General features: G+C 71.2%; 21 protein-coding genes. 9 read left to right on the top strand and 12 right to left on the bottom strand.

The genetic code is table 11. From position 1 onward, the window contains the following. Nucleotides 1-53: 53 nt before the first annotated feature. The 3 genes from pflB to nirB form a co-directional block, all read right to left on the bottom strand. Nucleotides 54-2,324, bottom strand: a complete 2,271-nt coding sequence (pflB, locus tag AB0B50_RS32650; RefSeq protein WP_362339417.1) for a formate C-acetyltransferase — start codon at nt 2,322-2,324, stop codon at nt 54-56. A 252-nt stretch (nt 2,325-2,576) separates the two neighbouring features. After that, nucleotides 2,577-4,010 carry a NarK family nitrate/nitrite MFS transporter gene (locus tag AB0B50_RS32645; RefSeq protein ID WP_362339416.1) on the bottom strand — a complete coding sequence of 478 codons (1,434 nt, stop codon included), beginning with the start codon at nt 4,008-4,010 and terminating at the stop codon, nt 2,577-2,579. Nucleotides 4,011-4,145: 135 nt separating this feature from the next. Then, the gene (gene nirB / locus AB0B50_RS32640) at nt 4,146-6,962 is read right to left on the bottom strand and encodes a nitrite reductase large subunit NirB (protein ID WP_362339415.1); all 2,817 of its coding nucleotides are present in this window, start codon (nt 6,960-6,962) and stop codon (nt 4,146-4,148) included. Between the two features lie 308 nt (nt 6,963-7,270). Here nirB and AB0B50_RS32635 point away from each other — a divergent pair, with 308 nt between their 5' ends. From AB0B50_RS32635 to AB0B50_RS32615, 5 genes are all read left to right on the top strand, one after another. Further along, complete coding sequence (locus AB0B50_RS32635; RefSeq protein ID WP_362339414.1) at nt 7,271-8,143, top strand: CbiX/SirB N-terminal domain-containing protein; 873 nt, start codon at nt 7,271-7,273, stop codon at nt 8,141-8,143. A gap of 32 nt (nt 8,144-8,175) precedes the next feature. Further along, entirely contained in the window at nt 8,176-9,465 is a 1,290-nt protein-coding gene (locus tag AB0B50_RS32630) for a low temperature requirement protein A (RefSeq protein WP_362339413.1), read from the top strand. 82 nt (nt 9,466-9,547) lie between these two features. After that, complete coding sequence (locus AB0B50_RS32625; RefSeq protein ID WP_362339412.1) at nt 9,548-10,600, top strand: P1 family peptidase; 1,053 nt, start codon at nt 9,548-9,550, stop codon at nt 10,598-10,600. A gap of 210 nt (nt 10,601-10,810) precedes the next feature. After that, complete coding sequence (locus AB0B50_RS32620) at nt 10,811-12,022, top strand: Ig-like domain-containing protein (protein WP_362339411.1); 1,212 nt, start codon at nt 10,811-10,813, stop codon at nt 12,020-12,022. Between the two features lie 179 nt (nt 12,023-12,201). Continuing rightward, the gene (locus AB0B50_RS32615; RefSeq protein WP_362339410.1) at nt 12,202-12,972 is read left to right on the top strand and encodes a DUF6227 family protein; all 771 of its coding nucleotides are present in this window, start codon (nt 12,202-12,204) and stop codon (nt 12,970-12,972) included. Between the two features lie 32 nt (nt 12,973-13,004). Here the strand turns inward: AB0B50_RS32615 and AB0B50_RS32610 are convergent, their stop codons facing one another. From AB0B50_RS32610 to AB0B50_RS32585, 6 genes are all read right to left on the bottom strand, one after another. Beyond that, on the bottom strand, nt 13,005-13,259 hold the full coding sequence (locus tag AB0B50_RS32610; RefSeq protein WP_362339409.1) for a hypothetical protein: 255 nt from the start codon (nt 13,257-13,259) through the stop codon (nt 13,005-13,007). A 101-nt stretch (nt 13,260-13,360) separates the two neighbouring features. Next, nucleotides 13,361-15,445, bottom strand: a complete 2,085-nt coding sequence (locus AB0B50_RS32605) for a fructose-specific PTS transporter subunit EIIC (RefSeq protein ID WP_362339408.1) — start codon at nt 15,443-15,445, stop codon at nt 13,361-13,363. Between the two features lie 67 nt (nt 15,446-15,512). Further along, the gene (pfkB, locus tag AB0B50_RS32600) at nt 15,513-16,490 is read right to left on the bottom strand and encodes a 1-phosphofructokinase (protein WP_362339407.1); all 978 of its coding nucleotides are present in this window, start codon (nt 16,488-16,490) and stop codon (nt 15,513-15,515) included. Then, nucleotides 16,487-16,594, bottom strand: coding sequence for a hypothetical protein (locus AB0B50_RS32595; RefSeq protein ID WP_362339406.1), 108 nt, complete (start codon nt 16,592-16,594; stop codon nt 16,487-16,489). The genes pfkB and AB0B50_RS32595 overlap by 4 nt, the downstream gene beginning before the upstream one ends. Before the next feature lie 19 nt (nt 16,595-16,613). After that, complete coding sequence (locus AB0B50_RS32590) at nt 16,614-17,375, bottom strand: DeoR/GlpR family DNA-binding transcription regulator (RefSeq protein ID WP_362339405.1); 762 nt, start codon at nt 17,373-17,375, stop codon at nt 16,614-16,616. A gap of 180 nt (nt 17,376-17,555) precedes the next feature. Beyond that, nucleotides 17,556-18,206 (bottom strand): TetR family transcriptional regulator, encoded by a 651-nt coding sequence (locus tag AB0B50_RS32585; protein WP_362339404.1) that lies wholly within the window; start codon nt 18,204-18,206, stop codon nt 17,556-17,558. A gap of 133 nt (nt 18,207-18,339) precedes the next feature. On the opposite strand from AB0B50_RS32585, the gene AB0B50_RS32580 reads away from it, so the two are divergent. Then, complete coding sequence (locus AB0B50_RS32580) at nt 18,340-19,593, top strand: extracellular solute-binding protein (protein WP_362339403.1); 1,254 nt, start codon at nt 18,340-18,342, stop codon at nt 19,591-19,593. A gap of 102 nt (nt 19,594-19,695) precedes the next feature. Here the strand turns inward: AB0B50_RS32580 and AB0B50_RS32575 are convergent, their stop codons facing one another. Continuing rightward, entirely contained in the window at nt 19,696-21,234 is a 1,539-nt protein-coding gene (locus AB0B50_RS32575) for an MFS transporter (RefSeq protein ID WP_362339402.1), read from the bottom strand. A gap of 112 nt (nt 21,235-21,346) precedes the next feature. Here AB0B50_RS32575 and AB0B50_RS32570 point away from each other — a divergent pair, with 112 nt between their 5' ends. Next, entirely contained in the window at nt 21,347-22,321 is a 975-nt protein-coding gene (locus AB0B50_RS32570; RefSeq protein ID WP_362339537.1) for a YafY family protein, read from the top strand. 108 nt (nt 22,322-22,429) lie between these two features. On the opposite strand, the gene AB0B50_RS32565 is transcribed toward AB0B50_RS32570, so the two are convergent. Next, nucleotides 22,430-23,428 (bottom strand): sigma-70 family RNA polymerase sigma factor, encoded by a 999-nt coding sequence (locus AB0B50_RS32565; protein ID WP_362339401.1) that lies wholly within the window; start codon nt 23,426-23,428, stop codon nt 22,430-22,432. Between the two features lie 221 nt (nt 23,429-23,649). On the opposite strand from AB0B50_RS32565, the gene AB0B50_RS32560 reads away from it, so the two are divergent. After that, nucleotides 23,650-24,189, top strand: coding sequence for an N-acetyltransferase family protein (locus tag AB0B50_RS32560; protein WP_362339400.1), 540 nt, complete (start codon nt 23,650-23,652; stop codon nt 24,187-24,189). A gap of 48 nt (nt 24,190-24,237) precedes the next feature. Further along, the gene (locus AB0B50_RS32555; RefSeq protein ID WP_362339399.1) at nt 24,238-25,269 is read left to right on the top strand and encodes a questin oxidase family protein; all 1,032 of its coding nucleotides are present in this window, start codon (nt 24,238-24,240) and stop codon (nt 25,267-25,269) included. A 65-nt stretch (nt 25,270-25,334) separates the two neighbouring features. On the opposite strand, the gene AB0B50_RS32550 is transcribed toward AB0B50_RS32555, so the two are convergent. Continuing rightward, nucleotides 25,335-26,102 carry a class III extradiol ring-cleavage dioxygenase gene (locus tag AB0B50_RS32550; RefSeq protein ID WP_362339536.1) on the bottom strand — a complete coding sequence of 256 codons (768 nt, stop codon included), beginning with the start codon at nt 26,100-26,102 and terminating at the stop codon, nt 25,335-25,337. Nucleotides 26,103-26,113: the final 11 nt, after the last annotated feature.

The raw sequence follows: 26,113 nt of genomic DNA, 5'->3' as shown, positions 1-26,113 counted from the left end.
GCCCGGCCCCGGGGCCGCGGATCGGGGGCGGCTCCGGTGAGGGAGCCGGTGGCTCAGAGGGAGCCGTGGAAGGTGCGGTTGATGACGTCGAGCTGCTGGTCGCGGGTCAGCCGGATGAAGTTGACCGCGTATCCGGAGACCCGGATCGTCAGCTGCGGGTAGTTCTCCGGGTGCTCCATGGCGTCCTGAAGGGTCGCCTTGTTGAGCACGTTGACGTTCATGTGGAAGCCGTCGCTGGCCATGAAGCCGTCCAGGACGCCGGAGAGGTTCTCCACCCGCTCCTCGGGGGTGCGGCCGAGCGCGTCCGGGGTGATGGTGTTGGTCAGCGAGATGCCGTCCTCGGCGTCGTCGTAGGGCAGCTTGGCGACCGACATCGCCGAGGCGATGTAGCCGTGCTCGTCACGGCCGTTCATCGGGTTGGCACCCGGGGCGAAGGGCGTACCGGCGCGGCGGCCGTCGGGGGTGTTGCCGGTCTTCTTGCCGTAGACGACGTTCGAGGTGATGGTCAGCACCGACTGGGTGTGCACCGCGTTCCGGTAGGTGGGGTGCTTGCGGACCTTCTCCATGAAGTCGTGCACGATGCGCTTCGCGATGTCGTCGGCGCGGTCGTCGTTGTTGCCGTAGGCGGGGTAGTCGCCCTCGATCTCGTAGTCGACGGCGAGGCCCGTCTCGTCGCGGATCACCTTGACCCTGGCGTGCTTGATCGCCGAGAGCGAGTCGGCGGCGACCGAGAGGCCCGCGATGCCGCACGCCATGGTGCGCAGGATCTCCTGGTCGTGCAGCGCCATCTCGATGCGCTCGTAGGCGTACTTGTCGTGCATGTAGTGGATGACGTTGAGCGCGTGGACGTACGTCTTGGCCAGCCAGTCGAGCATCGCGTCGTACTGCTTCACGACGGTCGGGTAGTCGAGGTACTCGCCCTCGATGGGCGTGAAGCCCTGCACGACGGTCTTGCCGGACTTCTCGTCGCGGCCGCCGTTGATCGCGTAGAGGAGCGCCTTGGCGACGTTCACGCGGGCGCCGAAGAACTGCATCTGCTTGCCTACGGCCATCGCGGAGACGCAGCAGGCGATCGCGGTGTCGTCGCCGTACTTGGGGCGCATCAGCTCGTCCGACTCGAACTGGATGGCCGAGGTGTCGATGGCGACCTTGGAGGCGAACTCCTTGAAACCCTTGGGCAGTTGCCGCGACCAGAACACCGTGAGGTTCGGCTCGGGGGCCGGGCCGAGGTTGTAGAGGGTCTGCAGGGCGCGGAAGGTGGTGCGCGAGACCAGCGGGCGGCCGTCCTCGCCGATGCCGGCCATCGACCAGGTGACCCAGGTCGGGTCGCCCGAGTAGAGCTCGTTGTACTCGGGGGTGCGCAGGAAGCGGACGATGCGGAGCTTGATGACGAAGTCGTCGATGAACTCCTGGGCCTCGGCCTCGGTGATGCGGCCTGCCTCGATGTCGCGCTGGAGGTAGATGTCGAGGAAGTTGTCGATGCGGCCGATCGACATGGCCGCGCCGTTCTGCTCCTTCACGGCGGCCAGGTAGGCGAAGTACAGCCACTGGACGGCCTCACGGCCCGTGGTGGCGGGCTGCGCGATGTCGTAGCCGTACGACATCGCCATGGCCTTCAGTTCCTTGAGGGCCTTGATCTGCTCGGAGATCTCCTCGCGGCCGCGGATGACGTCCTCGGTCGCCCATTCCTCGCCGAGGGCGGCCTTGTCGGCCTCCTTCGCGGCGATCAGACGGTCGACGCCGTAGAGGGCGACGCGGCGGTAGTCGCCGATGATGCGGCCTCGGCCGTAGGCGTCGGGCAGGCCCGTGATGATGCCGGAGGAGCGGCAGGCGCGGATCTCGGGCGTGTAGGCGTCGAAGACACCTTCGTTGTGGGTCTTGCGCAGGTGGGTGTAGATGTCCCTGACCTCGGGGTCGGCCTCGTAGCCGTAGGCGTTGAGGGCGCCTTCGACCATCCGCCAGCCGCCGTTGGGCATGATGGCGCGCTTGAGCGGGGCGTCGGTCTGCAGGCCGACGATCAGGTCCTTGTGGTCGGCGGCGGCGCCGTCGATGTAGCCGGGCTTGAAGGCGTCGATCCGCGAGGGGGTCTTCACGTCCACGTCGTAGATGCCGCGCTCGATCTCCGTGGGGAACATCGAGAGGAGCTTCTGCCAGACCTGGGTGGTGCGTTCGGTCGGGCCCGCGAGGAAGGAGGCGTCGCCTTCGTACGGGGTGTAGTTCTGCTGCACGAAGTCGCGGACGTCGATGGCGTCCCGCCACAGGCCGCCCTTGAAGCCGTCCCAGGCCTCGCCGTTCACTGTCGTTTCCGCAGGAGTGGCAGTCATGACGCGCACCTTCCGTATCGCTTCTTCGCTACGTCTCCATTCCACTCCTGTTTGATCGATCAGGGAGCCCGCAATGGTCCTCGCTTGGGGACCGATGGTCCTCATTTCCCTTGGCCCGGAACTCTTCCTGCCGCCCTGACCTGGGGATTTACCGAGGACTTTGGACCTAAGTTCGCTTGTGAATGCATTCACAAGAAATTCCCGGCCATCCCGTGGTACGGGACGACCGGGAATTGCGGACGGTCCGAGGCGTCAGCTCGGCGACTCCGCGCCCTTGCGGGCGTAGAACCACCAGGCGACCGCGATACAGCTGACGTAGAAGGCCACGAAGCCCCACATCGCGCTGGTGACCGCGAAGTTGGCGAACATCGCCGGGATGAAGAAGAAGCCGTACGCCGCGATGGCGGAGGTGAAACCGGTGACGGCGCCCGCCTCCATCTCGGCCTGCTTCAGCGCCTTCGCGTACTCGGGCGTGCCCTCGGCCAGGCCCTTCAGGTGCTGGTTGCGGAAGATCACCGGGATCTGGCGGAACGTCGAGCCGTTGCCGATGCCCGAGAAGAAGAACGCGCACAGGAAACAGGCGAAGAAGCCCCAGAAGTTGCCGTTGTCGCCGCCGGAGGGAAGGAAGTTGATGACGCCGATGATGGAGAGCGCCATGCCCACGAACGAGAGGATGGTGACCCTCGCGCCGCCGATCTTGTCCGCGATCCAGCCGCCGGCCCAGCGGGCGAGCGCGCCCACGGCCGGGCCCATCCAGGCGTAGGTGGCCGCGGAGTAGGCCGCGTCGATCGGGGTGAACGTGGTCTTGATGAGCATCGGCAGGGCCGCCGCGAAGCCGATGAAGGAACCGAACGTGCCGACGTAGAGCCAGGTCATCAGCCAGTTGTGCTTGCGCTTGAAGATGATCTTCTGCTGGCTGAAGGGAGTCGCCGCGACCTTGAGGTCGTTCTGGCCGAACCATGCGACGACGGCCAGGATCACCAGGACCGGCACCCACAGGAAGGCGGCGTTCTGCAGCCAGACCGGCGTGCCGTCGGCCTTGTGCTGGGCCGAGCCGACCGCGATGACCGAGCTGGTGATGACGATCGGGGTGAGCAGCTGGACGACGGAGACGCCGAGGTTGCCGAGGCCGCCGTTGATGCCGGTCGCGTTGCCCTTGTCCTTCTTGGGGAAGAAGAAGCCGATGTTGGCGAGCGAGGAGGCGAAGTTGGCGCCGCCGACGCCGCAGAGGGCGGCGATGGCGATCATCACGCCGTACGAGGTGTCGGGGTTCTGGACGGCGATGCCGAGCCAGATCAGGGGGACGACCAGGACGATCGTGGAGAGCGCGGTGAAGCGGCGCTGGCCGATCATCGGGCCGAGGAAGGTGTAGAAGATCCGGGCCGTGCCGCCCGTCAGGCCCGGGACCGCCGTCAGCCAGAACAGCTGCGAGGTGGAGAAGCCGAAGCCGACGTCCTTGAGGTTGGTCGCGGTGACCGACCACACCTGCCAGACCACGAAGGCGACCAGGAGCGCGGGGACCGCGATCCACAGGTTGCGGGTGGCGACCTTCTTGCCGGTGGACTTCCAGAAGAGCTCGTTCTCCGGCTCCCAGTCGGTGATGGTGCGGCCGGGGCGGTACTGCGCGGGGTCGTACGACGTTCCCGCGGGCGCGGTCTGCGCTTCTTGGGCGGCAGGCGATCTCATGTTGGTTCCCAGTTCGCTCAGGGTCCCGACCTTGCTACGGGGCCTGACGTATCCAGGTTCCTTCGCGCGAGGACCGGGCAGCAGAGGCGTTGGGCACCTGCCGACCAGGCCAAAGACCGCAAGTGTGAGGGGACTTCAGACCTCGTGCGCCGAGGCCTCGGACGTCGGCACCTCGTGCACCGGCAGCGCGACCGAGGGGTCGTCCAGGCACGCGCCGGTGCGCAGGTCGAACTCCTGCTTGTGCATCGGGGATGCCACGACGGGGCGGCCGTCGCGCGTGCCCAGGATGCCGTGGGCGATCACGTCGGTGCCGGAGAACGGGTCGCGGTTGCCGACCGCGTAGACCGTGCCGCCGCGGTCCTTGAAGAGGGCGGCCTCGGAGCCGTCGGGCAGGACGGCCGCCCGGCCGCGGCCCGGCTCGAGGAACTCGGGCGACGGCCGCGGCAGGTGCCGCTCGAAGCGGGCGAGCGCCTGCGGGTCGTCGAGGACCGCCTGCCACTCGTCCTGGTAGGCCGCCGCGTGGCGGTCCATCTGGGCCTCCAACTCGGCGCAGATGCCCAGGGAGTCGTCGATCAGGACGGACTTCAGGTGGTCGAGGCCGCCGATGCGCTCGCACCACGGGGCGGTGCGCTCCAGGCGCTCGCCGGTGCGCAGGTAGTACATGAGAAAGCGGTCGACGAGGCGGAGGAGTTCGGCGGGGGTCAGGTCGGCGGCGAGGAGGTCGGCGTGGCGCGGGGTGGTGCCGCCGTTGCCGCCGACGTAGAGGTTCCAGCCGCCCGCGGTGGCGATGACGCCGATGTCCTTGCCGCGGGCCTCGGCGCACTCGCGCAGACAGCCGGAGACGCCGCCCTTGATCTTGTGCGGGGTGCGCAGGCCGCGGTAGCGCAGCTCCAGGTCGATGGCGAGCTGGACGGAGTCGCCCTGCCCGAACCGGCAGAACCTGGCGCCGACGCAGGACTTCACGGTGCGCAGGGACTTGCCGTAGGCGTGGCCGGACTCCAGTCCCGCGTCGACCAGGCGGCGCCAGATCGCGGGGAGTTGGTCGGCTCGGGCGCCGAAGAGGTCGATGCGCTGACCGCCGGTGATCTTGGTGTAGAGGTCGAAGTCGCGGGCGACCTCGCCGATGGCGATGAGCTGGGCGGGGGTGATCTCGCCGCCGGGGACGCGCGGGACGACGGAGTAGGTGCCGTCCTTCTGGAGGTTGGCGAGGAAGAGGTCGTTGGAGTCCTGGAGGGCGGCCTGCTCGCCGTCCAGGACGTGGCGCAGGCCGAGTTCGGGGGCGAGGGTGCCGAGGACGTTGCCGACGACGGGCTTGCAGACCGCGCAGCCCTCGCCGCCCAGGCCGTGCTTCTCCATCAGCTCGCCGAAGGAGCGGATGCCTTCGGTGCGTACGGTCTCGTAGATCTCGGCGCGGCTCAGCGCGAAGTGTTCGCACAGGCCCTTGGGCTTCTCGATGCCGGCGGCGGCGAGCTCCGCGTCGAGCACGGACTGGAGGGTGGTCAGGCAGCCTCCACAGCCGGTGCCCGCCTTGGTGCAGCGCTTGATGCCGCCGAGGTCGGTGAGGGAGTTCTCGGTGACGGCGGTACGGACGGCGGCCTTGGTGACGTTGTGGCAGCTGCAGACGACGGCGTCGTCGGGGAGAGCGTCGGCGCCCGGGAGTTCGACGCCGGACGCGGGCAGGACGTAGGCCTGAGGGGGTGCGGGCAGGGGGCGGCCCGCGTGCGGCTTCAGGGTGCCGTAGGCGTCGGCGTCGCCGACCAGGATGCCGCCGAGCAGTTGTCCTTCGGGGCCGAGCAGCAGCTTCTTGTAGACGCCCTCGCGGGTGTCGGAGAAGACGACGGAGACGGCGCCGCCGTCCTCGCCCTCGGGTACGAAGGGGTCGCCGAAGGAGGCGACGTCGGCGCCCATCAGCTTCAGCTTGGTGGAGGTGTCGGCGCCGGTGAAGACCGAGGTCCCCTCGCCCGCGAGGGCGTCGGCGACGGTCTCGGCCATCTGGTAGCCGGGGGCGACCAGGCCGTAGACGCGGCCGTCGGCGGTCTGCGCGCACTCGCCGACGGCGTAGACGTAGGGGTCGGTGGTGCGGCAGTGCTCGTCCACGACGACGCCGCCCCGGTCGCCCACGGCGAGGCCGGCCTCGCGGGCGAGGCGGTCCCGGGGACGTACGCCCGCGGAGAAGACCACGACGTCGGCGTCGATGACGCGGCCGTCGCTCAGGCGCAGCCCGCGCACGGACCCGTCGGTGTCGGTCTCGACCTGGCTCGCCCCGACGCCCGTGTGCACGGCCACGCCCATCGACTCGATGGTGGCGCGCAGGGCGGCGGCGCCTCCGTCGTCGACCTGGAGCGGCATCAGGCGGGGCGCGAACTCGACGACGTGGGTGCGAAGGCCGAGGGTGCGCAGGGCTCCGGCGGCCTCCAGGCCGAGGAGTCCGCCGCCGATGACGACGCCGGTGGTGCGGTCCTCTTCGGAGGCGTACGCGGTGAGGGTCTCGACGTCGTACAGCGTGCGGTAGGTGAAGCAGCCGGGGGCGTCGGCGCCTTCGACGGGCGGCACGAAGGAGTAGGAGCCGGTGGCGATGACCAGGGCGTCGTAGGGGACGGTGGCTCCGGAGGTGTTGGTGACGGTGCGCCCCGCGGTGTCGATGTGCTCGACCGGATCACCGAGCCGCAGATCGATGCCGTGCCGGTCGATGAAGTCGGCGTCGCAGAGGGCGAGTTCGGCGTCGGTGGCCCCGGTGAAGGCGGAGGAGAGGTGAACGCGGTCGTAGGCGGGCCGGTCCTCCTCTGCGAGGACGGTCACGTGCCAGCCGGGGATGGGGCTCTCCCCGGCGGCCGTGGCGCCCTGCGGGGTGGCGGCGTCGCTCGGGGCGGCGATCGCGCCCCGTTCCACCAGGGATTCCAGGAGGCGGTGGCCCACCATTCCGTGGCCTATGAGGACCAGGTTCTGGGTCATGGGGGCACACTCCGTCGTCTGAGGTGGCTGGGTGCGTTCCTCTTGACGGTAGGTCGGGCGGGGCCCGGGGGCAGGCCGAGAAGGGCCCTTCCGCGGGGGCCCAACGGCCCGTGGGATCAGGGCTTTTGGCGGGGGTTCGCGGGCGCGGGCGGGCGTAGCGTCGTGGACGACGGGCTGCTCCCCGACCAAGAGCGCGGCCCGTGGCGATGCGGTTTCCGGGGCGGGAGTGCGACGACACCACTGTCCCGCCCCGGGCCCGCTCGCAGAGATCCAGAGCTCTCCGGCTTCGGGTGGGATGGTGATGGACAGTGCGACCTCTCGTTCTCGCCGTGCACGGCAGTGCGCCGCCCGGTGCCGGTCTCACCCTCCGGCGGCTGTGCGACCGGGTCGAGCGGCTCGGCGGGGTGCGGCCCGTCATCGGCCACCTCGACCACCAGTCGCCCTCCCTCGCCGAAGCGCTGCTCGACCGACGGTCCCTCTCCCTCGCCGAAGCCGTGCTCGACCGCCGGTCGCCCTCCCTCGCCGAAGCCCTGGAAGAGAGCGGGCGAGAGGTGGAGGCTTCCGTCGTCGTGCCCCTTCTTCTGGGGGACGGGTATCACCGCACCGTCGACATCCCCGCCGTCGTCGAGGCAAGCAGCGGGCAGGGCCGCGGCTGCGTGCTCGCCGAAGGCCTTCGCGGGGACCCCGGCATCGCCCTCGCGCTGCGGGACCGGCTGTGCGAAGCCGAGCGGCGCGCGGGGGTGCGGGCCGATGCCGTGGTCCTTGCCGCCGCCGGATCATCGCGGCCCGGGGGCAACGACGGGGCCCTGGTCGCCGCCCGGCAGTTGCGGGCGCTGCTGCCGGGAGTCCCGGTCCGTACCGCGTACTGCTCGGCCGCCGAGCCCCCCGTCCCCGAAGCCGTGGCGCGCCTGCGGGGCGCCGGGCACCGGAGGGTGGTCGTGGCCGCGCACCTGCTCGCCCCGGGGCGGTTCACCGTCGCGCTCGCCGAGGCCGGGGCCGACGCGGTGGCCGAGCCGATCGCCGATCACCCGGCCGTGGCCTCCCTGGTCCTGCGGCGCTATGAGTCCGCCGCGGCTCAGGACGCCCTGGCCTTGCGCCGCCGCGAGCCCGCCGCGGCTCAGGACGCCCCCGCCTTGCGTCGCCCGGGTGTCCCTGCGCCACCGCTCGGCGCCGCAGCCTGATTCGGCGTACTCCTTCTGCTGTTCTGGGAGGCATGACGACCTCTCCCGCCTCCCCCACACCTGGGAGCCCATCAACACCACCAGGCGCACAAGGCACACCAGCCGCATCCGCCACACCTGCCACATCGCCCCCACTCTTCGCCCAACCCCTCCGACCGCTCCTGGCCAGGGACCGGGACGAGGGGCACCGCGCGGCGACACCGCTCGAGCTCTTCTTCGACCTCTGCTTCGTCGTGGCGGTCGCCCAGGCCGGTGCCGAGCTGGTGCACGCCGTCGCCGAGGGCCACACGGCCGAGGGCATCCTCAACTACGCGATGCTCTTCTTCGCGCTGTTCTGGGCCTGGGTCAACTTCTCCTGGTTCTCCTCGGCGTACGACAACGACGACGCGCTGTACCGCGTGGTCACGCTGATCCAGATCGCCGGCGTCCTCGTCTTCGCCGCCGGAGTCTCCAAGGCCTTCGAGGACCACGACTTCCTCCTCATCTGGCTCGGCTACCTGATCATGCGCATCGCGCTCTCCTCCCAATGGCTGCGCGTCGCCAGAGCGGCGACGGGCGCCGAGCGCGCGACGGCCCTGCGGTACGCGATCGGCGTGGTCATCTGCCAGATCGGCTGGTCGGGCCTGCTGTTCCTGCCGGAGGGCGCGCGGTCCTGGCTGTTCCTCGTCATGGCCGTCGCCGAGATGAGCGTGCCGGTGATCGCGGAGCGGGCGTACACCACGGCCTGGCACCCGCACCACATCTCCGAGCGGTACGGCCTGTTCACGATCATCGTGCTCGGCGAGACCATCGCCGCGGCGACCGTCGCGGTGAAGTCGGGCATCGAGGAGAACGACGCGCTGGACGAACTGCTGCCGATCGCCGCGGGCGGCCTGCTCATCGTCTTCGCCGCGTGGTGGATCTACTTCGTCGTGCCGATCCACGGACGGCTGAGGAGCAACCGGCAGGCGTTCCTGTGGGGTTACGGCCACTACGTGATCCTCGGCTCCGCCGCGGCGATCGGCGCCGGGATCGAGGTGGCGGTCGAGCAGGCCGTCGGCAAGGCGCACATCTCGACGTGGGCCGCGTCCGCCGCGGTGACCGTGCCGACCGCGCTCTATCTGATCACGGTGTGGGCGCTGCACTCCCGCTACTACAAGGTGGGGCTCGCGCAGCAACTGGTGCTGCCGGTCAGCGCGTTGGCGGTGCTCGCGAGTACGTTCGCGGGGCGCTGGGCGGTGCTCGTGGCGGGCCTGGTGACGACGGCGACGGTCGCCACGGGGGTGACGCTCACGGCGCGCATGGCACGGCGGGACGACGGAGCGGGTGCCCCTGCGGGGTGACGCGCGCCACGCGCGGGGACCGGCGTCCGGAACAGGCGTGCGTGGTACGCATCGACGTATGACTCCACGTATGACCCCACGTATGACTACTGACTCCCTGACCGACGTCGCGGGTCTGCGTGTCGGGCACTCCACCAGGATCGGCGACGGACAACTCACCGGGACCACGGTCGTGTTGGCGCCCGAGGGCGGGGCCGTCGCCGCCGTGGACGTGCGCGGCGGCGGCCCCGGCACCCGCGAGACGGACGCGCTCGATCCGCGCAACCTGGTGCAGCGCGTCGAGGCCGTCGTCCTCACCGGCGGCAGCGCGTACGGCCTGGACTCCGCGTCCGGGGTGGTGGCGTGGCTGGAGGAGCAGGGGCGGGGCGTGCCCGTCGGCCCCGACCCCTCGCACGTCGTCCCGGTCGTCCCGGCCGCCTGCGTCTTCGACCTGGGACGGGGCGGCGACTTCAAGGCGAGGCCCGACGCGGCGACCGGCCGCGCCGCCGTCGAGGACGCCGCGCGCACCGAGCCGTTCGCCCCCGTCGTGGAGGGCAACGTCGGCGCGGGCGCGGGCGCGGTGGTCGGCGGGGTCAAGGGCGGCGTCGGCAGCGCGAGCGTCCGCCTCGCATCGGGGATCACGGTCGCCGCCCTCGTCGTGGCGAACGCCGCGGGCTCGGGGTTCGATCCGCAGACGGGCGCGCTCTACGGGCGGTACTACGAGGGGCGGAAGGCCGATTACCCCTCGCCCGAGGCCCACGAGGAGGCGAAGCGGCGCCTCGCGGAGGCCGCCGCCAAGAACGGGCGGAACGCGCCGCCGCTGAACACCACGCTCGCCGTGGTCGCCACCGATGCCGAGCTCACCAAGGCCCAGGCGCAGAAGCTGGCCGGCACGTCGCACGACGGCATGGCGCGCGCCGTGCGGCCCGTCCACCTCCTCAACGACGGGGACGCCGTCTTCGCCCTGGCCACCGGCGAGCACGCCCTGGACGCCGCCAACCCCCTTGCCCTGAACGAGATCCTCGCGGCGGGCGCGGACCTGGTGACGGAGGCGATCGTGCGGGCACTGCTCGCGGCGGACTCCGTGGAGACGCCGGGTGGGACCTTCCCCTCGTACCTCGATCTCTACGGGAACCCCGATCTCCACGTGAAGTAGCACCAGCACCAGCACCAGCACCAGCACCAGCACCAGCACCAGCACCAGCGTAAACAGCGATAAATGGGGCAAATACCTTCCATGCCCGACGCGTTGGGTACTCGCGCGCCTCCGCAATGTGCCCGTACTCACACCAACCGGAGGGAACCTCTCCGCCCCGCACGGCGCTCTTTACCCGTACTGGATCAGAACACGTACTTGGAGCAGCCCGTGACAAGGTCGGTCATAGTCAACCCCCGGCGCCGTGCCCTGCTGGCCGCCACCGCGCTCGCCGCCGTGGGTGCGCTGACCCTCTCGGCCTGCGGCGGAGACGCGGACGCCAAGGACGACAAGAAGGGCGGCAACTCGGCGGCCAAGGGCGCCGACATCACCATCTCCTCCAAGGACGGCGCCACCGACGCCTCGATCAACGCCACCGGCGTCAAGGTCAAGGGCGGCAAGCTGACGAGCGTGAAGATGACGTCCGTGACGTCCGGCGCCGCGGTCGAGGGCACCATCTCCGGCGACGGCGCCTCCTGGAAGCCCAAGGGCCAGCTGGAGCGCGGCACCAAGTACAAGGTGACCGCCAACGCCAAGGACGGCGAGGGCAACGCGGCGACCGAGAACGCGACGTTCACCACGGTCTCCTCCGCCAACAGCTTCATCGGCACCTACACCCCCGACGACGGCACCACGGTCGGCGTCGGCATGCCCGTCTCCTTCAACTTCGACAAGGCGATCACGGAGAAGAAGGACGTCCAGTCGGCCATCACGGTCACGTCCAGCAGCGGCCAGAAGGTCGTCGGCCACTGGTTCGGCAACCAGCGCCTGGACTTCCGGCCCGAGGAGTACTGGAAGGCCGGTTCCAAGGTCACGATGAAGATCGCCCTGGACGGAGTGAAGGGCGCGAACGGCGCCACCGGCGTGCAGAACAAGACGGTCACCTTCACCATCGGCCGCGCCCAGGTCTCCACCGTCGACGCCAAGTCCCACCAGATGACGGTCGAGCGCGACGGCAAGGTCATCAAGACCATCCCGATCTCGGCGGGCAGCCCGTCGAACCCGACGTACAACGGCAAGATGGTGATCTCCGAGAAGTTCACGCAGACGCGCATGAACGGCTCGACGGTCGGCTTCGGCGGCGAGTACGACATCAAGGACGTCCCGCACGCGATGCGCCTGTCCACCTCCGGCACGTTCATCCACGGCAACTACTGGGGCGCGCCGTTCGGCAGCGGCAACACCAGCCACGGCTGCGTCGGCCTGCAGGACGCGCAGGGCGCGGGCGACCCGAACACGCCGGGCGCGTGGTTCTTCAGCAACTCCCTGATCGGCGACATCGTGACGGTCAAGGGCTCCCCCGACAAGACCATCGCCCCGGACAACGGCCTCAACGGCTGGAACATGTCCTGGAGCGAGTGGACGGCGGGCAGCGCGAGCTGACGCGCCCCCTCGCCGAGCTCACGCGCCCCCTCACCGGGCCGATCGGCAGCCCCAACTGAGCGAGCCACGTGGGAACTTCCCACGTGGCTCGCGCGTTTTCCCGTTCCCGGGCATGATGTCCGACCCAGGGGCTACGGTATGCACTCACCAGGTGACATGCAGCAACGCCGGGAGAAGCCTTGAGCGTTCCGTACGAAACGGCGTACGAGCCACCCGAGTCGCCCGAGCCACACTCTCCGGAGGAGCATCTCGAGCGACTTCTGGGCCGCGCCCTGAACTCCTTCGACCTGCCGGACGAGGTCCTGGCCCGCCTCGACTCCGCCCTGGCCCACGACAGTTCCCTGCACTCCGCGCACCACAGCTCGGGCCTGCACCGCGAGACGTACAGACACACCTGGCTGCTCGCCGACGCCACGGTGCTCACGCTCTGGGAGCTCGTCCACAACACCGCGCCGGGCAGCTCCCCGACGTACGAGGTCTACGCCGACGAGGAGGAGGCGGGCGTCGCCACCTCGCGCCTGCCGCTGCCGCCCGATCCACCGCTGTGCGGCCGGCACGTCGCGCTCCAGCTGCCGCCCGACGCCGAACCCCGCCATGCGTACGTCCCCGACGACTCCGCGGACCACGCGCGCCGCCTGCTGCGCCGCGCGGAGAACCCCGACGGCGACCACCCCGGCGAGGACGTCACGCGCCTGCTGCGCTCGGCGTTCGCGCACCAGATCACGCAGGCCTTCGGCCGTTCCCTGCTGACCGGCGAAGTGCGCCTGTGCTTCTCGCTCTACGAGCACGCGTTCCTGCTCTTCGACGGCGGCGAGATCAGCCTGTGGGAGGTCGAGCACACCCTCACGCCCGACGGGCGTCACATGTGCGAGGTGTACGCCACCGAGGACGAGGCCCGCGCCGCGATGCAGCGCAGGGCCAGGACGGCGGGGCGCGAAGCCCAAGCCTGAGAGCGACCCAAGGGGGCGGCCGGGAGCGGCTGCTAGGAGCGGCCTTCGCCGAACTGCCGTACCAGACCGGCGAAGGCCGCGCGCTCGTCCGCCGTCAGCTCCACGGTCTCCGCGCGCGGCGGGCCCTGCTGGCTCGGCAGGGACCGGAGCGCCTGGGAGCGGCGCCACACCTCCACGTCGTAGCGGTCCTTGCGCATCACCCGCACCAGGCCGACGGCCCAGACGACGGTCGCCACGGCGAGCACGGCTACGCCTATCTGCTGAACGATCGAGACATCCTGGAGCATGCGGCCCAGTAGACAACAGCGGGCGGGACTTCCGACAGGGGGGTTATGGGACTTAGGTCCCGAAGTGACGCAAGTCGCACACCCCCGGCAGGGCAGTGGTCTCAGACGGTCACCGGGACATGCTCGCCCTCCGCCGTCGCGGCCTCGGCGTCGTGCGCCCCCGAGGGCACCTGCTTCCGCGCGCTCTTGAGCAGGACGACCACGACCGTCGAGACACAGACACCGGCGGCGACGGCGACCAGGTAGAGCAGCGGCCGGCCGATCAGCGGGACCACGAAGACACCGCCGTGCGGAGCGCGCAGGGTGCAGCCGAAGGCCATCGAGAGGGCACCGGTGACCGCGCCGCCCGCCATCGAGGCGGGGATCACACGCAGCGGGTCGGCCGCGGCGAACGGGATCGCGCCCTCAGTGATGAAGGAGGCGCCGAGGAACCAGGCCGCCTTGCCGTTCTCACGCTCGGTCCTGGTGAAGAGACGGCCCCGGACGGTCGTGGCGAGCGCCATGGCCAGCGGCGGGACCATGCCTGCCGCCATCACCGCGGCCATGACCTTGAGGCTGCCGTCCGTCGGGTGGGCGAGACCGCCGACCGCGAAGGCGTACGCGACCTTGTTCAGCGGGCCGCCGAGGTCGAAGCACATCATCAGGCCGAGGATCACGCCGAGGATGATCGCGTTGGCCCCGGAGAGGCCCTCCAGCCAGTCGGTCAGCGCGCTCTGCAGCGAGGCGATCGGCTTGCCGACCACCAGGAACATCAGGAAGCCGACCACCGCCGACGAGATCAGCGGGATCACCACGACCGGCATGATGCCGCGCAGCACGGCCGGGATGCGGACCCGCTGGATGCCCATGACCACGGCGCCCGCGATCAGACCGGCGGCGAGGCCGCCGAGGAAGCCCGCGTTGATGGTGACGGCGACCGAACCGCCGACGAATCCCGGTACGAGGCCCGGCCTGTCGGCCATTCCGTACGCGATGTAGCCCGCGAGGACCGGAACCAGGAAGGCGAAGGCGAGCCCGCCGATCTGGAAGAGGAGCGCGGCCCAGCTGGTGTGGTCCGTCCAGATGAAGTGCTCGGCGACGGACGGCGCCTTGTCGATCTTCCAGCCACCGATGGCGAAGCCGAGGGCGATGAGCAGGCCGCCCGCGGCGACGAAGGGGACCATGTAACTGACGCCGGACATCAGCCACTTGCGGAGCCTCGTGGCGTAGCCGTCGCCCTCGTCGCCGGTGCCTTCCACCGGCGTGGGGCCGGTGGAAGGGGCGGTGGTCTCGCCACGGGCCGCCTTCTCCTTCGCCTCCGCGATGAGTTCGGCGGGGCGGTTGATGCCGGTCTTCACCCCTACGTCGACGGTGGGCTTGCCCGCGAAGCGGTTCTTGTCTCTTACGGGGACGTCATGGGCGAAGATCACCGCGTCCGCGGACGTGATGACCGCGGGGTCGAGGCGGGTGAAACCGGCGGAGCCCTGCGTTTCGACCACGAGCTCTACGTCTGCCTCGCGGGCGGCATTTTCCAGGGACTCGGCGGCCATGTAGGTGTGGGCGATGCCGGTGGGGCAGGAAGTGACGGCCACGATGCGGAACGGCTCCGCCGGGGCCGGGCCGTTCTCCGAGGCCGGGCCGTTCTCCGAGGCCGGGCCGTTCTCCGAGGCCGGGCCGTTCTCCGGGGCCGGGCCGTTCTCCGGCTGCGGGTCCGTGGGCTGTTCTGCCGCGCTCCGCCCGGATTCTTTCCCACCCGGCCGCCCGTTCCCCCGGATCAAGGACGCCGCCGTCTCCGCGTCAGCGGCACCCCGCAGCGCCCCCGTGAACCCCTCATCCATCAACTGCCGTGCCAGCGACGAAAGGATCGTCAGGTGGGCGTCGTCCGCACCCGCGGGCGCCGCGATCAGGAAGATCAGGTCCGCCGGGCCGTCCGGCGCCCCGAAGTCGATGCCCCGCGCCGAGCGGCCGAAGGCCAGGGTGGGCTCGGTGACGTGCGCGCTGCGGCAGTGGGGGATGCCGATGCCGCCGTCCAGGCCCGTCGGCATCTGCGCCTCGCGGGCCGCGACGTCGGCGAGGAACCCCTCCAGATCGGTCACGCGCCCGAGGGCCACCATCCGCTCGGCGAGCGCGCGGGCCGCGGCTTCCTTGGTTTCGGCGGACAGGTCGAGTTCGAGGTCGACCAGGTCCGCGGTGATCATGTCGGTCATCGCGGGCTCCTTCGCACGCGTATCGCCCGGCGGGCGAGAGGTGGGGTGGGGACGGTGGCAGGAGGCTTCATGCGGCGGGCTCCGTGGGGACGCGGTCCAGGAGTACGCGGTCCAGGAGTACGCGGTCCAGCGGGACCTCGGCCGTCACGGTGACCGCGTCGGGCGCGAGGTCGGCGGGCGACGGCATGACGCTGCCCGGCAGTTGGACGGCGGCCGCGCCGTGCGCCACGGCCGAGGCCAGCGCGCGCGGCCCCGCGCCGCCCGCGATCAGGAAACCGGCCAGGGAGGAGTCGCCGGCGCCGACGTTGCTGCGTACGACATCGACGGGGGCGCTCGCGAAGTGCGCGCCCGAGGCGTCGACCAGGAGCTGACCGTCCGCGCCGAGGCTCGCGAGCACGGCGCGGGCGCCGGACTCCCGCAGCTCCTCCGCCGCCTCGACCGCGTCGCCGACCGTGGTGAGGGGACGGCCGACGGCTTCGGCGAGCTCCTCGGCGTTCGGCTTGACGACGTCAGGACGTTCGGCGAGCGCGGCGAGCAGCGCGGGCCCGGAGGTGTCGAGCGCGATCCGGGCACCCGCGGCGTGGGCGCGGGCCACCAACTCGGCGTACCAGGAGGGCTTCAGGCCGCGCGGGAGGCTGCCGCAGCAGGCGATCCAGTCGGCCCCCGCGGAGCGCTCGCCGACGGTGGACAGAAGCAACTCCTGTTCCGCCTGCGTCAGTTCGGGACCGGCGGCGTTGATCTTCGTGAGCGTGCCGTCCGGCTCCGCGACCGCGATGTTGGAACGGGTCTGCCCGGCCACCGGCACCGGGGCCACCTCGATGCCCTGCTCGTCGAGGAGTTGGGCGACCAGCGCGCCGGGCGCCCCGCCGAGCGGCAGCACGGCGACCGTCCGCACGCCCGCCGCCGCGACGGCCCGCGAGACGTTGACGCCCTTGCCGCCCGGGTCCATGCGGTCGCCGGTGGCGCGGACGACCTCGCCTCGGTCGAGCGAGGGGACCTCGTAGGTGCGGTCGAGGGAGGGGTTCGGGGTGACGGTGAGGATCATGCGCGTACTCCGACTGCTTCCTTGCTCATGCGGGCCCTGGTCATGCGGGCCTTGCTCATGCGGGCCCTGGTCATGCGGGCCTTGCCCATGCGGGCCCTGGTCATGCGCGTACCGCTTCCTTGCTCATACGCGGACTACTTCCGTGCCGGCGGCCTCGATGGCCGCGGCGTCGTCGGGGTCGAGGCCGGTGTCGGTGATCAGCAGGTCCACGTCGGCGAGGTCGCCGAAGCGGGCGAAGTGCTCCTGACCGTGCTTGGCGGAGTCCGCGAGCAGGACGACGCGGCGGGCGGCGGCGACGGCCGCGCGCTTCACGGCGGCCTCGGCGAGGTCGGGGGTGGTCAGCCCGGCCTCGGCGGAGAAGCCGTTGGCGGCGAGGAAGAGGACGTCGGCGCGGATCTCTCCGTACGCCCGCAGGGCCCAGGCGTCGACGGCCGCGCGCGTGCGCTGCCGGACGCGGCCGCCGATGAGGTGGAGCTGGATGCCGGGATGGTCGGCGAGGCGGGCGGCGGTGGGCAGGCCGTGCGTGACGACGGTGAGCGCCGACTCCAGCGGAAGCGCCACGGCGAGCCGCGCGACGGTCGACCCCGCGTCCAGGATGACGCTGCCCTCGGCGGGCAGTTCGGCGAGGGCGGCGCGGGCGATGCGGTCCTTCTCGTCGGCGGCGGTGCCCTCGCGCTCCGCGAGGTCCGGCTCGAAGTCGAGGCGCCCCGCCGGTATGGCACCGCCGTGCACGCGGCGTACGAGGCCCGCGCGGTCGAGCGCCTTCAGGTCGCGGCGGATGGTCTCGGCGGTGACCTGGAACTCCTCGGCGAGCGACAACACGTCGACCCGTCCGCCGTCGCGTGCGAGACGCAGGATCTCCTGCTGCCGCTCCGGTGCGTACATGTCCGTTCGCCTCCGCCGGATGTCCGAGCTTGTGGTTTCACTCGGAGAGTACGGTTGGATTTCCGCAAAGTAAACAGGTTCGGGCGCGGACCGGACACAAACGGACTTCAGTCCCTGGGGGGTGCCCCCCTTGGTCCCGCGGGCGCGAGGGCCTGCGGCTGATCCTGGAGGCGCGCAGGCCTACGGCCAGGGAAACTCGTCCAGCGCCCCGAGGCAGCGCGCGGCGAGCGCGGCCGGACCCCCGGCGCCCGCGGCTGGGGCGTCGCCCGCCGCCCACGACTCGACGGCCACCCGCACCGCCGCACTGGCCACCCCCGCGGCAAGGCGCAGCTCCGGCGAGGGATCCGCGGCGGACGTCCGCTCCACGAGCACCGCGAGGAGCGTCTCCTCCGAGGCGTGACACGTGGCCGCCCACACCGCGCGCAGCGCCGGGCTCCCCCCCGACAGCCGCAGCAGCGAGCGCACCCACTCCAGGGACTCCAGGGACTCCACCACCTCCGCACTCTCCGCGCCCTCCGCGCCCTCGGCGGCGAGGGCGCGCGTCACCGCGTACCGCAGCGCGTCCGGCACCGCAAGCCCCTTCGGTGCGGCGCGCACCGCCTCCGCCCACTGCTGCGCGCCCGCGGCGAAGAGCGGGGCCACCGCCTCCTCCTTGGTCGCGAAGTAGCGGTAAAAGGTGCGCGGCGCGACGCCCGCGGCCCTGGCGATGTCCTCGGCGCGGGTGGCCCGCAGCCCGTCCGCGGCGAAGAGCGACGCCGCCGTGCGGGCGATGTGGAGGCGGGTCTCGGCCTTGCGGCGCTCGGTGAGTGACGGCTGCGAACTTGCGGGCATGGCAGGCAGGTTATGCCAGCCCCCTCGAAGGCACGTACTGCCTCTATGGCAGAATCTGCCACCGCAGATCGGTACGTAACCGCAGCCCGGTACGTACGTAGAGGTGCACGCGAGCAAGAGGTGGCAGACAGCAGTGCGTCGTCGGCAGTTCCTTCTCCACACCACCGGCCTCGCCGGCGCCACCGCCCTCGGCACCGCGGGCCTCAGCGCCTGCTCGGCGGAGACCGACACCCCGCTCAGACTCGTCGTCGCCAGCTACGACGAGAGCGTGGGCTCCTCGATCGGCGACCAGTGGGGCAGCCTCATCTCCACCTTCGAGAAGGCCCACCCGGGCATCGAGGTCGCCCTCGAACGCATCCCGTTCGCCAAGCTCGACCAGACCCTCGCCCAGCGCGTGAAGGACGGCGACGCCCCCGACATCGCCCAGTCCAACTTCTTCGCCCCCTACGCCGAGGACGGCAAGCTCTACGGCGCGTCCGACCTCTTCGACGTCCGCACCGAGGGCGACTTCATCCGCTCGTACGCGGAGGCGGGCATGGTCAACCGCGTCCAGTACGGCCTGCCCTTCCTGGCCAGCACCCCGCGGCTCTTCTACAACAAGGCGCTCTTCAAGCAGGCCCGCATCAAGCCGCCCCGCTCCTGGGCCGAACTGCGTGACGCGGCCGAGGCGTTGAAGGCGATCGGCGTGCCCACGCCCTACGGCCTGCAGCTCGGCCCGGAGGCCGCCGAGGACGAGGCGCTGGCCTGGCTGCTCGCGGACGGCGGCGGCTACGCGGGGCTCACCGGCTACGACTTCGCGAACCCCAGCAACATCGACACCCTGACCTGGCTGCGGGACAACCTGGTGAAGCCCGGGCTCGCGGGCGCGGACCCCAGGTCGCTGACGAGGACGGACGCGTACGCCCAGTTCCTGCGCGGCAGGATCGGCATGATGATCGCGCATCCGGTCCTGATGGGCGCCGCGGACAAGGCCAAGTTCCCTTACGCGCACGCCCCGTTCCCCAAGAAGCTCGGCGGCGCGGCGCCCCCGGTGGGTCTCAACGACTGGCTGATGGCGTTCAAGCAGAACGGTCGGCGCGAGCAGTGCGGGACGTTCTTGAGCTACGTGTACGGGCGTAGGTCCGCCCTCGCGTACGGCGGCAGTCAGTCGGCGCTGCCGGTGACGAGCTCGGCGTCCGACGCCTTGCGCAAGGACCCGAAGCAGCGGCCGATGTGGGACTTCATCGACCAGATGCCGCTGGCCCAGTTCCAGCCGACGAACCTCGGCTCGTGGCCCGAGGTCAGGGCGGCGGTGCGGGGCCGGATCGGCGAGGCGGTGGCCAAGGGGGGCAGCCCGAAGGCGGTGCTGGAGTCCTTGGACTCGGCAGCGGCGCAGGCCGAGCTTTAGCGCTCCACCGGGGCGGATGTTCGGCTGCGGGTTCGTGGTGGCTGGTCGCGCGGTTCCCCGCGCCCCTCATAGGGCGCGGGGAACTGCCTTGCTCACGGCTGCTCAGCCAGTCAACGCGGGTTCCCGCTCCGGCAGTTCATCTGCCGGAGCGGCTTCCTCGCCCGCTCCGCCCTCGATGTGCTGCCTCGGCTTCGCCGGAAGCGCGAACATCACCAGGAAGATGAACGCGAGCACGCCCGCCACGCACCACAGCGAGTTCTGGAAGCCGTGCACGAACTCCGCGGGGATGCGGTCCGGCGTGACCCGCTCGTCCATCACCCCGAAGAAGACCACCGACACCAGGCCGAGGCCGAGCGCGGTGCCCATCTGCTGAACGGTGTTGATGAGGCCGGAGGCCGAACCCGCGTGCTCCTGCGGGACGCCGGAGAGGACCGCGTCGGTCAGCGGGGCCACGATCAGGCCCATGCCGAGGCCCATCACGACCAGCGGGAGCGCCATCTGCCAGGAGACGATGTCCGCGCCGTAACGGCCGGCTTCCCAGAGGTAGATCAGGACGCCCGTGGCCATCATCAGGGCGCCGGTCTGCAGTACCTTGCGGCCGAAGCGGGGCACGAGCTGCTGCACGGAGATGCCGGCCGCCGCCGAGACGGCGATCGAGAACGGCACGCCGGTGAGACCGGCGCGCAGCGCGCTCCAGCCGAGGCCCTCCTGCATGTAGAGCGTCCAGACCAGGAAGAAGATGCCCATCGTGACGCCGAACACGGTCTGCACCGCGATGCCCGCCGCGAAGCTCTTCACCTTGAACAGCGACAGCTCCACGAGCGGCGAACCGTCCTTCGCGGCCTTCCACTTCTCGTACGCGATGAGGGCACCGAAGACGACGAGGGCGCCGGCCATCATGACGTACCCCCACACGGGCCAGCCCAGCTCCCGTCCGCGGGTGAGCGGGTAGAGCAGCATGAGCAGACCCAGCGTGACGAGCACGACGCCGACGAGGTCGAGCTTGAGGGCCTGCGGGGCCTTGGACTCGGTGATGAACTTCCGGCCGAGGAGCAGGCCCGCGATGCCGACCGGCAGGTTGATGAGGAAGATCGGGCGCCACTCCAGGCCGAAGAGGTTCCACTGGGTGAGCAGCGCGCCGAGGAGCGGTCCGGAGACCGCGCCGAGGCCGACGACCATGCCGAAGAGCCCGAAGACCTTGCCGCGCTCGTGGGCGGGGAAGGTCGCGTGCACGATCGAGAGGACCTGCGGCACCATCAGCGCGGCCATGCCGCCCTGCAGGATGCGCGAGGCGACCAGCATCTCCGGGTTCGCCGCGAAGCCGCAGAGCGCCGAGGCGACGGTGAAGCCGGTGATCCCTATGAGGAAGATCTTCTTGCGGCCGTGGATGTCACCGAGCCGCCCGCCGGTGATGAGGCCCGCGGCGAAGGCGAGGGTGTAGCCCGCGGTGATCCACTGGATCTGGCTGAACGTGGCGCCTGCGTCCCGCTGGATGGACGGGATGGCGATATTGACGATCGTGACGTCGACCAGGTCCATGAAGGCGGCGGTCATCACGATGGCCAGGGCGAACCAGCGTCGCCGATCGGTACGGGCGGCCTCCGGCCCTGCTGACGGAGGAGTGGTGCTCGGTGAAGTCATGCCCCAAGGCTAGGAACCATATAGGTCAGATCATGACCTAGTTGTCCGGCACCCTGAAGACAGTGGCGGACGACACAAGGAGGACGACGTGGAGAGGGTGACCGTGGATCGGATGGCGGGGGGCGGGAGCGACACTCCGGCGCGGCTCTTTCAGTTGCTCTCGCTGCTTCAGACGCCCCGCGAGTGGCCCGGCGGCGAGCTCGCCGAGCGGCTCGGGGTGAGCAGGCGGACCGTGCGGCGCGACATCGACCGGCTGCGGGACCTCGGCTATCCCGTGCGGGCCAGCCAGGGCGCGGCCGGCGGCTACCGGCTCGTCGCGGGCAAGGCCATGCCGCCGCTGGTCCTTGACGACGAGGAGGCGGTGGCCATCGCGGTCGGCCTGCGGGCGGGCGCGGGGCACGCGGTGGAGGGCGTCGAGGAGGCCTCGGTGCGGGCGCTCGCCAAGCTGGAGCAGGTGCTGCCCGCGCGGCTTCGCCACCGTGTCTCCGCCCTGCAGATCGCGACGACGCCGCTGACCAGCGGGGACGGGGCCAGCATCGCCCCGGAGACGCTGACGGTGATGGCCTCGGCCGCGGCGGGCCACGAACGCCTCCGCTTCGCCTACCGCGCGGGCGACGGCACGGAGTCGCGCCGCCTGACCGAGCCGTACCGCCTTGTCTCGACGGGGCGGCGCTGGTACCTCGTGGCGTACGACATCGACCGCGAGGACTGGCGGACCTTCCGGGTCGACCGGGTGGCCGAGCCGTTCGCGACGGGCGCGCGCTTCGTGCCGCGGGAGCTGCCGACGGGGGACGCGGCGGAGTTCATCCGCGCGTCGATGTGGCGGGGACGCCAGCCGTCGTACGACCTGGACGTCACCTTCGCCGCCCCCGCGGAGTTCGTCACCGCACGGCTGCCTTCGGGGCTCGGCACGGTGGAACCCCTGGACGACCGCACCTGCCGCCTGCGGGGCACGGTGTCGGACTCCGTCGAATGGCTGGCGGTCCGCCTGGCGGTGACGGACTGCGACTTCACGGCCCACGCGCCCCAGGAACTGGTGGCGTGCCTCAGGGAGATGGGCGGCCGCCTGACGCGGGCGGCAGGCTGACGCAGGCGGCCGCCTGACGAACCCACGCGCGAAGCGCGAAAAAGGACCCCGGTGCCGGGGGGGATGGCACCGGGGTCCAGCTAAGGGAAACCGCTCGAGGCGGGCCGCCTAGGCCGCCGCGTCGAAGCCCGTGTCCCGCGCCAGCTTCTTCAGCTCCAGAAGCGCATGCTTCTCGATCTGCCGGATTCGCTCACGCGTCAGACCATGCTCCTTGCCGACCTCCGTCAGCGTCCGCTCGCGGCCGTCCTCGATGCCGTACCGCATCTTGATGATGGACGCCGTGCGCTGGTCGAGGCGGCCGATCAGGCCGTCCAGCTCCTCGCTGCGCAGCAGCGAAAGGACGGACTGCTCGGGCGAGACCGCGGAGGTGTCCTCCAGGAGGTCACCGAACTGCGTGTCGCCGTCGTCGTCCACGCCCATGTTCAGCGAGACCGGGTCGCGCGCCCAGTCCAGGACGTCCGTGACACGCTCGGGCGTCGACGCCAGCTCCGCGGCGATCTCCGCGGGCTCGGGATCGCGGCCGTGCTCGCGGTTGAACTCGCGCTGCACGCGGCGGATCCGGCCCAGCTCCTCCACCAGGTGGACGGGCAGACGGATGGTGCGGGACTGGTCGGCTATGGAGCGGGTGATGGCCTGGCGGATCCACCACGTGGCGTACGTGGAGAACTTGAAGCCCTTGGCGTAGTCGAACTTCTCGACCGCGCGGACCAGGCCGGCGTTGCCCTCCTGGATCAGGTCGAGCAGGGGCAGACCGCTGCGCGGATAGCGGCGGGCGACCGCGACGACGAGGCGGAGGTTCGAGCGGATGAAGACGTCCTTGGCCCGCTCGCCGTCGGCGACGAGGGCTTCGAGCTCCTCGCGGTCCGCGGTGACCTTGCTGTCCTCGACCTCGCCGTCGAGGATCTTCTGGGCATACACGCCCGCCTCGATGATCTGGGACAGCTCCACTTCCTTGGCGGCGTCGAGCAGCGGCGTACGCGCGATCTCGTCGAGGTACATGCCGACCAGGTCGCGGTCGGCGATCTCCCCGCCTACGGCGCGAACACTGCGTGCCGCGTCGGTCTCGCCGGAGGCGGACTTACGACGGGCGACGGCACGGGTTGCCATGCGTGCTCCCTTGCGGTTTGGGGTCTCCCCTGGGACGGCTTGTTCGCCGCCCTCGGGGAAGGTCCTGGTCGGTCCGCTACTGGGACCTCTGTGGTGGATGGCACACCCTCGGGTGCCCTGCATCCGATGGAAACAACGACTGGAATCCGGACAGAATTCCCAAGCCGCCCATCTTTTTTTCTGGCGGTGCAGTACCCTGTGCCGCCACATGGGGAGGCCGGATGTCGTCGGAACCGACAGAGGTGCAGGTCAGACCGGGAGTCGAGGCCGATCTCGACGCCCTCACGGCCATCTACAACCACTACGTACGTGAGACGGCCGTCACCTTCGACACCGCCGTCCTCCTGCCGGAAGAGCGCCGCCCTTGGCTGCTCTCCCACCCCAAAGACGGCCCGCACCGCCTGTTGGTTGCTCAGGAGTGCAAGGAGCGGGATTCCGGTCGCCTCCTCGGGTACGCCACCAGTAGCCCTTTCCGCATCAAGCCCGCCTACTCCACCTCGGTGGAGGTCAGCGTCTACTGCGCGCCGGACGCCGCGGGGCGCGGCATCGGCACACTGCTCTACAAGGCGCTCTTCGAGGCCCTGCGGGACGAGGACCTGCACCGCGCGTACGCGGGCGTCACCCAGCCCAACGAGGCCTCGGTCCGCCTCCACGAGCGCTTCGGGTTCCGGCACGCGGGGACGTACGCGGAAGTGGGCAGGAAGTTCGGGCGGTACTGGGACGTCGCCTGGTACGAGCTGCCGCTGGGGCCTCGGACCTAGGGCCCCAGCCCGTTACGGACGGGCACACCCGCCGCCTACCGTCCCCGCATGACCGACACCACAGGCACCCTCGACGAAGCCCTGCAGCGGTTGCACTCCTGCGGGCCCGAGCGGCTCGGGCGGCTGACCAACCACGCCCCGATGGCCGTCGAGGCGCTCGCCGCGCACGGGCAGGCAGGGGCCGTCCACCGGTGGCTCGATCTTTACGCCCCCAAGCTGGAGGAGTTCCCCGCCAGGGTCGCCCCGATCGGCGATGCCGACCGGCGTGACGCGCTGGGCGACCCGCGCCGGGCCGCGGACTGGATCGACTACTTCGTACGCCGCGTCGCCGAGTCCGCCGACGGGACGCACCCCTGGCGCGACGTGCTCGCCGAGTGGTGGCCGCGGCTGCTGCCCGGGATGTACGGCGGCTCGACGCACCCGGTGATCCGCGTGGGCCACGCCGTGCGCACCCTGGAGGAGGGTGGCGCGACGGAGCCCCGCCTCGCCGAGCTCGCGCACGGCCTCGGCTACTGGGCCGCGCGCCACCACACCGTCACCGGCATCGCCCCGGTGCCGGGCGCCGATGCCGCGGCCGACGCGCTGGACGCCGTGCCGCCCATCGCGGACCGGGCGGACGGCAACTTCCCCGCCCGCCTGGGCCGCGTCGGTGAACTGCCGGTGTGGGCCGCCTCGGTGGGCGCCCCGGAGGAGGCCCGGCGCAGACTGACCGAGCTGGTGCGGGCGGCCACCCATCGGTACGTCACCCATGGCCACGGCGACGAGACGATGCTGGTGCACGCGGCGACCGCGCCCAACGCCGTGCTGCGCACGTTGCCCGCGCTGCCGCGTGCCTTGTGGGTGCCGAGTCTGCGGGCGGCCTGGACGGCGTCCGCCGCCGTCACCGCGATGTACGCGCCGGACGAGCCCGTCGCATATGAAGCGCCGGGCACGTTCAGCGCGGAGGAGGTCTTCGAGCGGGCGCTCGCGCATGGTGACGAGCATGTGATCAAACTGGCGGATACCGCGCTGGACGTCGGCGACGAGAAGGCCCTGGCTGCGGCCCTGCGTGGCATTGAGCTCAGCGAGCCGTTGAGCTGAGCCCCTCGCTGCCGGGTTCTCGTCTGCGGGTCCGATGCGGCTGGTCGCGCAGTTCCCCGCGCCCCTTACGGGGCTCCGAACTGCACCGACCTCTTCGCCAGCCCCATCCAGAAGCCCTCGATCACGCTCCTCTGACCGGCCAGGTCCCCCGTCGCGTCCGCCGCGCCCAGCGTCACGAACAGCGGGGCGAAGTGCTCCGTGCGCGGATGGGCCAGGTGGCCCGCCGGGGACTTGTGCGTGAAGTCCAGCAACGCGTCCACGTCGCCCCGCTCCAGCGCCTCGTGACCCCACGCGTCGAACTCCGCGGACCAGGAAGGGATGCCGCTCTGCCGCAGCGCGGCCAGGTTGTGCGTGAAGAAGCCGCTGCCGACGATCAGCACGCCCTCGTCGCGCAGCGGCGCCAGCTTGCGGCCGATGTCCATGAGGCGGCGCGGGTCGAGGGTCGGCAGGGAGATCTGGAGGACGGGGACGTCCGCGTCGGGATACATCTCCACCAGCGGGACGTACGCGCCGTGGTCGAGCCCGCGGTCCGGCACGTCCTGCACGGGCGTGCCGGGGGCCTGCAGCAACTTGCGCACGGACGCGGCGAGTTCGGGTGCGCCCGGCGCGGCGTACGTCACCTGGTAGTAGCGCTCGGGGAAGCCCCAGAAGTCGTACACGAGCGGCAGCGTCTCGGTGGCGCCGAGCGCGAGCGGGGCCTCCTCCCAGTGGGCGGAGACCATGAGGATCGCCCTGGGGCGGGGCAGCTCCGCGGACCAGGCGGCGAGCTCGCCGGGCCAGAGCGGGTCGTCGGCGAGCGGCGGGGCGCCGTGGCTGAGATACAGGGCGGGCATGCGGGTCACGG

The organism is Streptomyces sp. NPDC041068 (assembly GCF_040647455.1).
GTDB lineage: Bacteria > Actinomycetota > Actinomycetes > Streptomycetales > Streptomycetaceae > Streptomyces.
Note: the sequence above shows the minus strand (reverse complement) of the source record. Positions and strands in the feature narration are given on the sequence as shown.

Coding starts and splice junctions, on each gene's coding strand:
- pflB (WP_362339417.1), bottom strand. CDS start 2,324: ATGACTGCCACTCCTGCGGAAACGACAGTGAACGGCGAGGCCTGGGAC.
- AB0B50_RS32645 (WP_362339416.1), bottom strand. CDS start 4,010: ATGAGATCGCCTGCCGCCCAAGAAGCGCAGACCGCGCCCGCGGGAACG.
- nirB (WP_362339415.1), bottom strand. CDS start 6,962: ATGACCCAGAACCTGGTCCTCATAGGCCACGGAATGGTGGGCCACCGC.
- AB0B50_RS32630 (WP_362339413.1), top strand. CDS start 8,176: ATGACGACCTCTCCCGCCTCCCCCACACCTGGGAGCCCATCAACACCA.
- AB0B50_RS32625 (WP_362339412.1), top strand. CDS start 9,548: ATGACTACTGACTCCCTGACCGACGTCGCGGGTCTGCGTGTCGGGCAC.
- AB0B50_RS32610 (WP_362339409.1), bottom strand. CDS start 13,259: ATGCTCCAGGATGTCTCGATCGTTCAGCAGATAGGCGTAGCCGTGCTC.
- AB0B50_RS32605 (WP_362339408.1), bottom strand. CDS start 15,445: ATGACCGACATGATCACCGCGGACCTGGTCGACCTCGAACTCGACCTG.
- pfkB (WP_362339407.1), bottom strand. CDS start 16,490: ATGATCCTCACCGTCACCCCGAACCCCTCCCTCGACCGCACCTACGAG.
- AB0B50_RS32595 (WP_362339406.1), bottom strand. CDS start 16,594: ATGACCAGGGCCCGCATGGGCAAGGCCCGCATGACCAGGGCCCGCATG.
- AB0B50_RS32590 (WP_362339405.1), bottom strand. CDS start 17,375: ATGTACGCACCGGAGCGGCAGCAGGAGATCCTGCGTCTCGCACGCGAC.
- AB0B50_RS32585 (WP_362339404.1), bottom strand. CDS start 18,206: ATGCCCGCAAGTTCGCAGCCGTCACTCACCGAGCGCCGCAAGGCCGAG.
- AB0B50_RS32575 (WP_362339402.1), bottom strand. CDS start 21,234: ATGACTTCACCGAGCACCACTCCTCCGTCAGCAGGGCCGGAGGCCGCC.
- AB0B50_RS32570 (WP_362339537.1), top strand. CDS start 21,347: ATGGCGGGGGGCGGGAGCGACACTCCGGCGCGGCTCTTTCAGTTGCTC.
- AB0B50_RS32565 (WP_362339401.1), bottom strand. CDS start 23,428: ATGGCAACCCGTGCCGTCGCCCGTCGTAAGTCCGCCTCCGGCGAGACC.
- AB0B50_RS32560 (WP_362339400.1), top strand. CDS start 23,650: ATGTCGTCGGAACCGACAGAGGTGCAGGTCAGACCGGGAGTCGAGGCC.
- AB0B50_RS32555 (WP_362339399.1), top strand. CDS start 24,238: ATGACCGACACCACAGGCACCCTCGACGAAGCCCTGCAGCGGTTGCAC.
- AB0B50_RS32550 (WP_362339536.1), bottom strand. CDS start 26,102: ATGCCCGCCCTGTATCTCAGCCACGGCGCCCCGCCGCTCGCCGACGAC.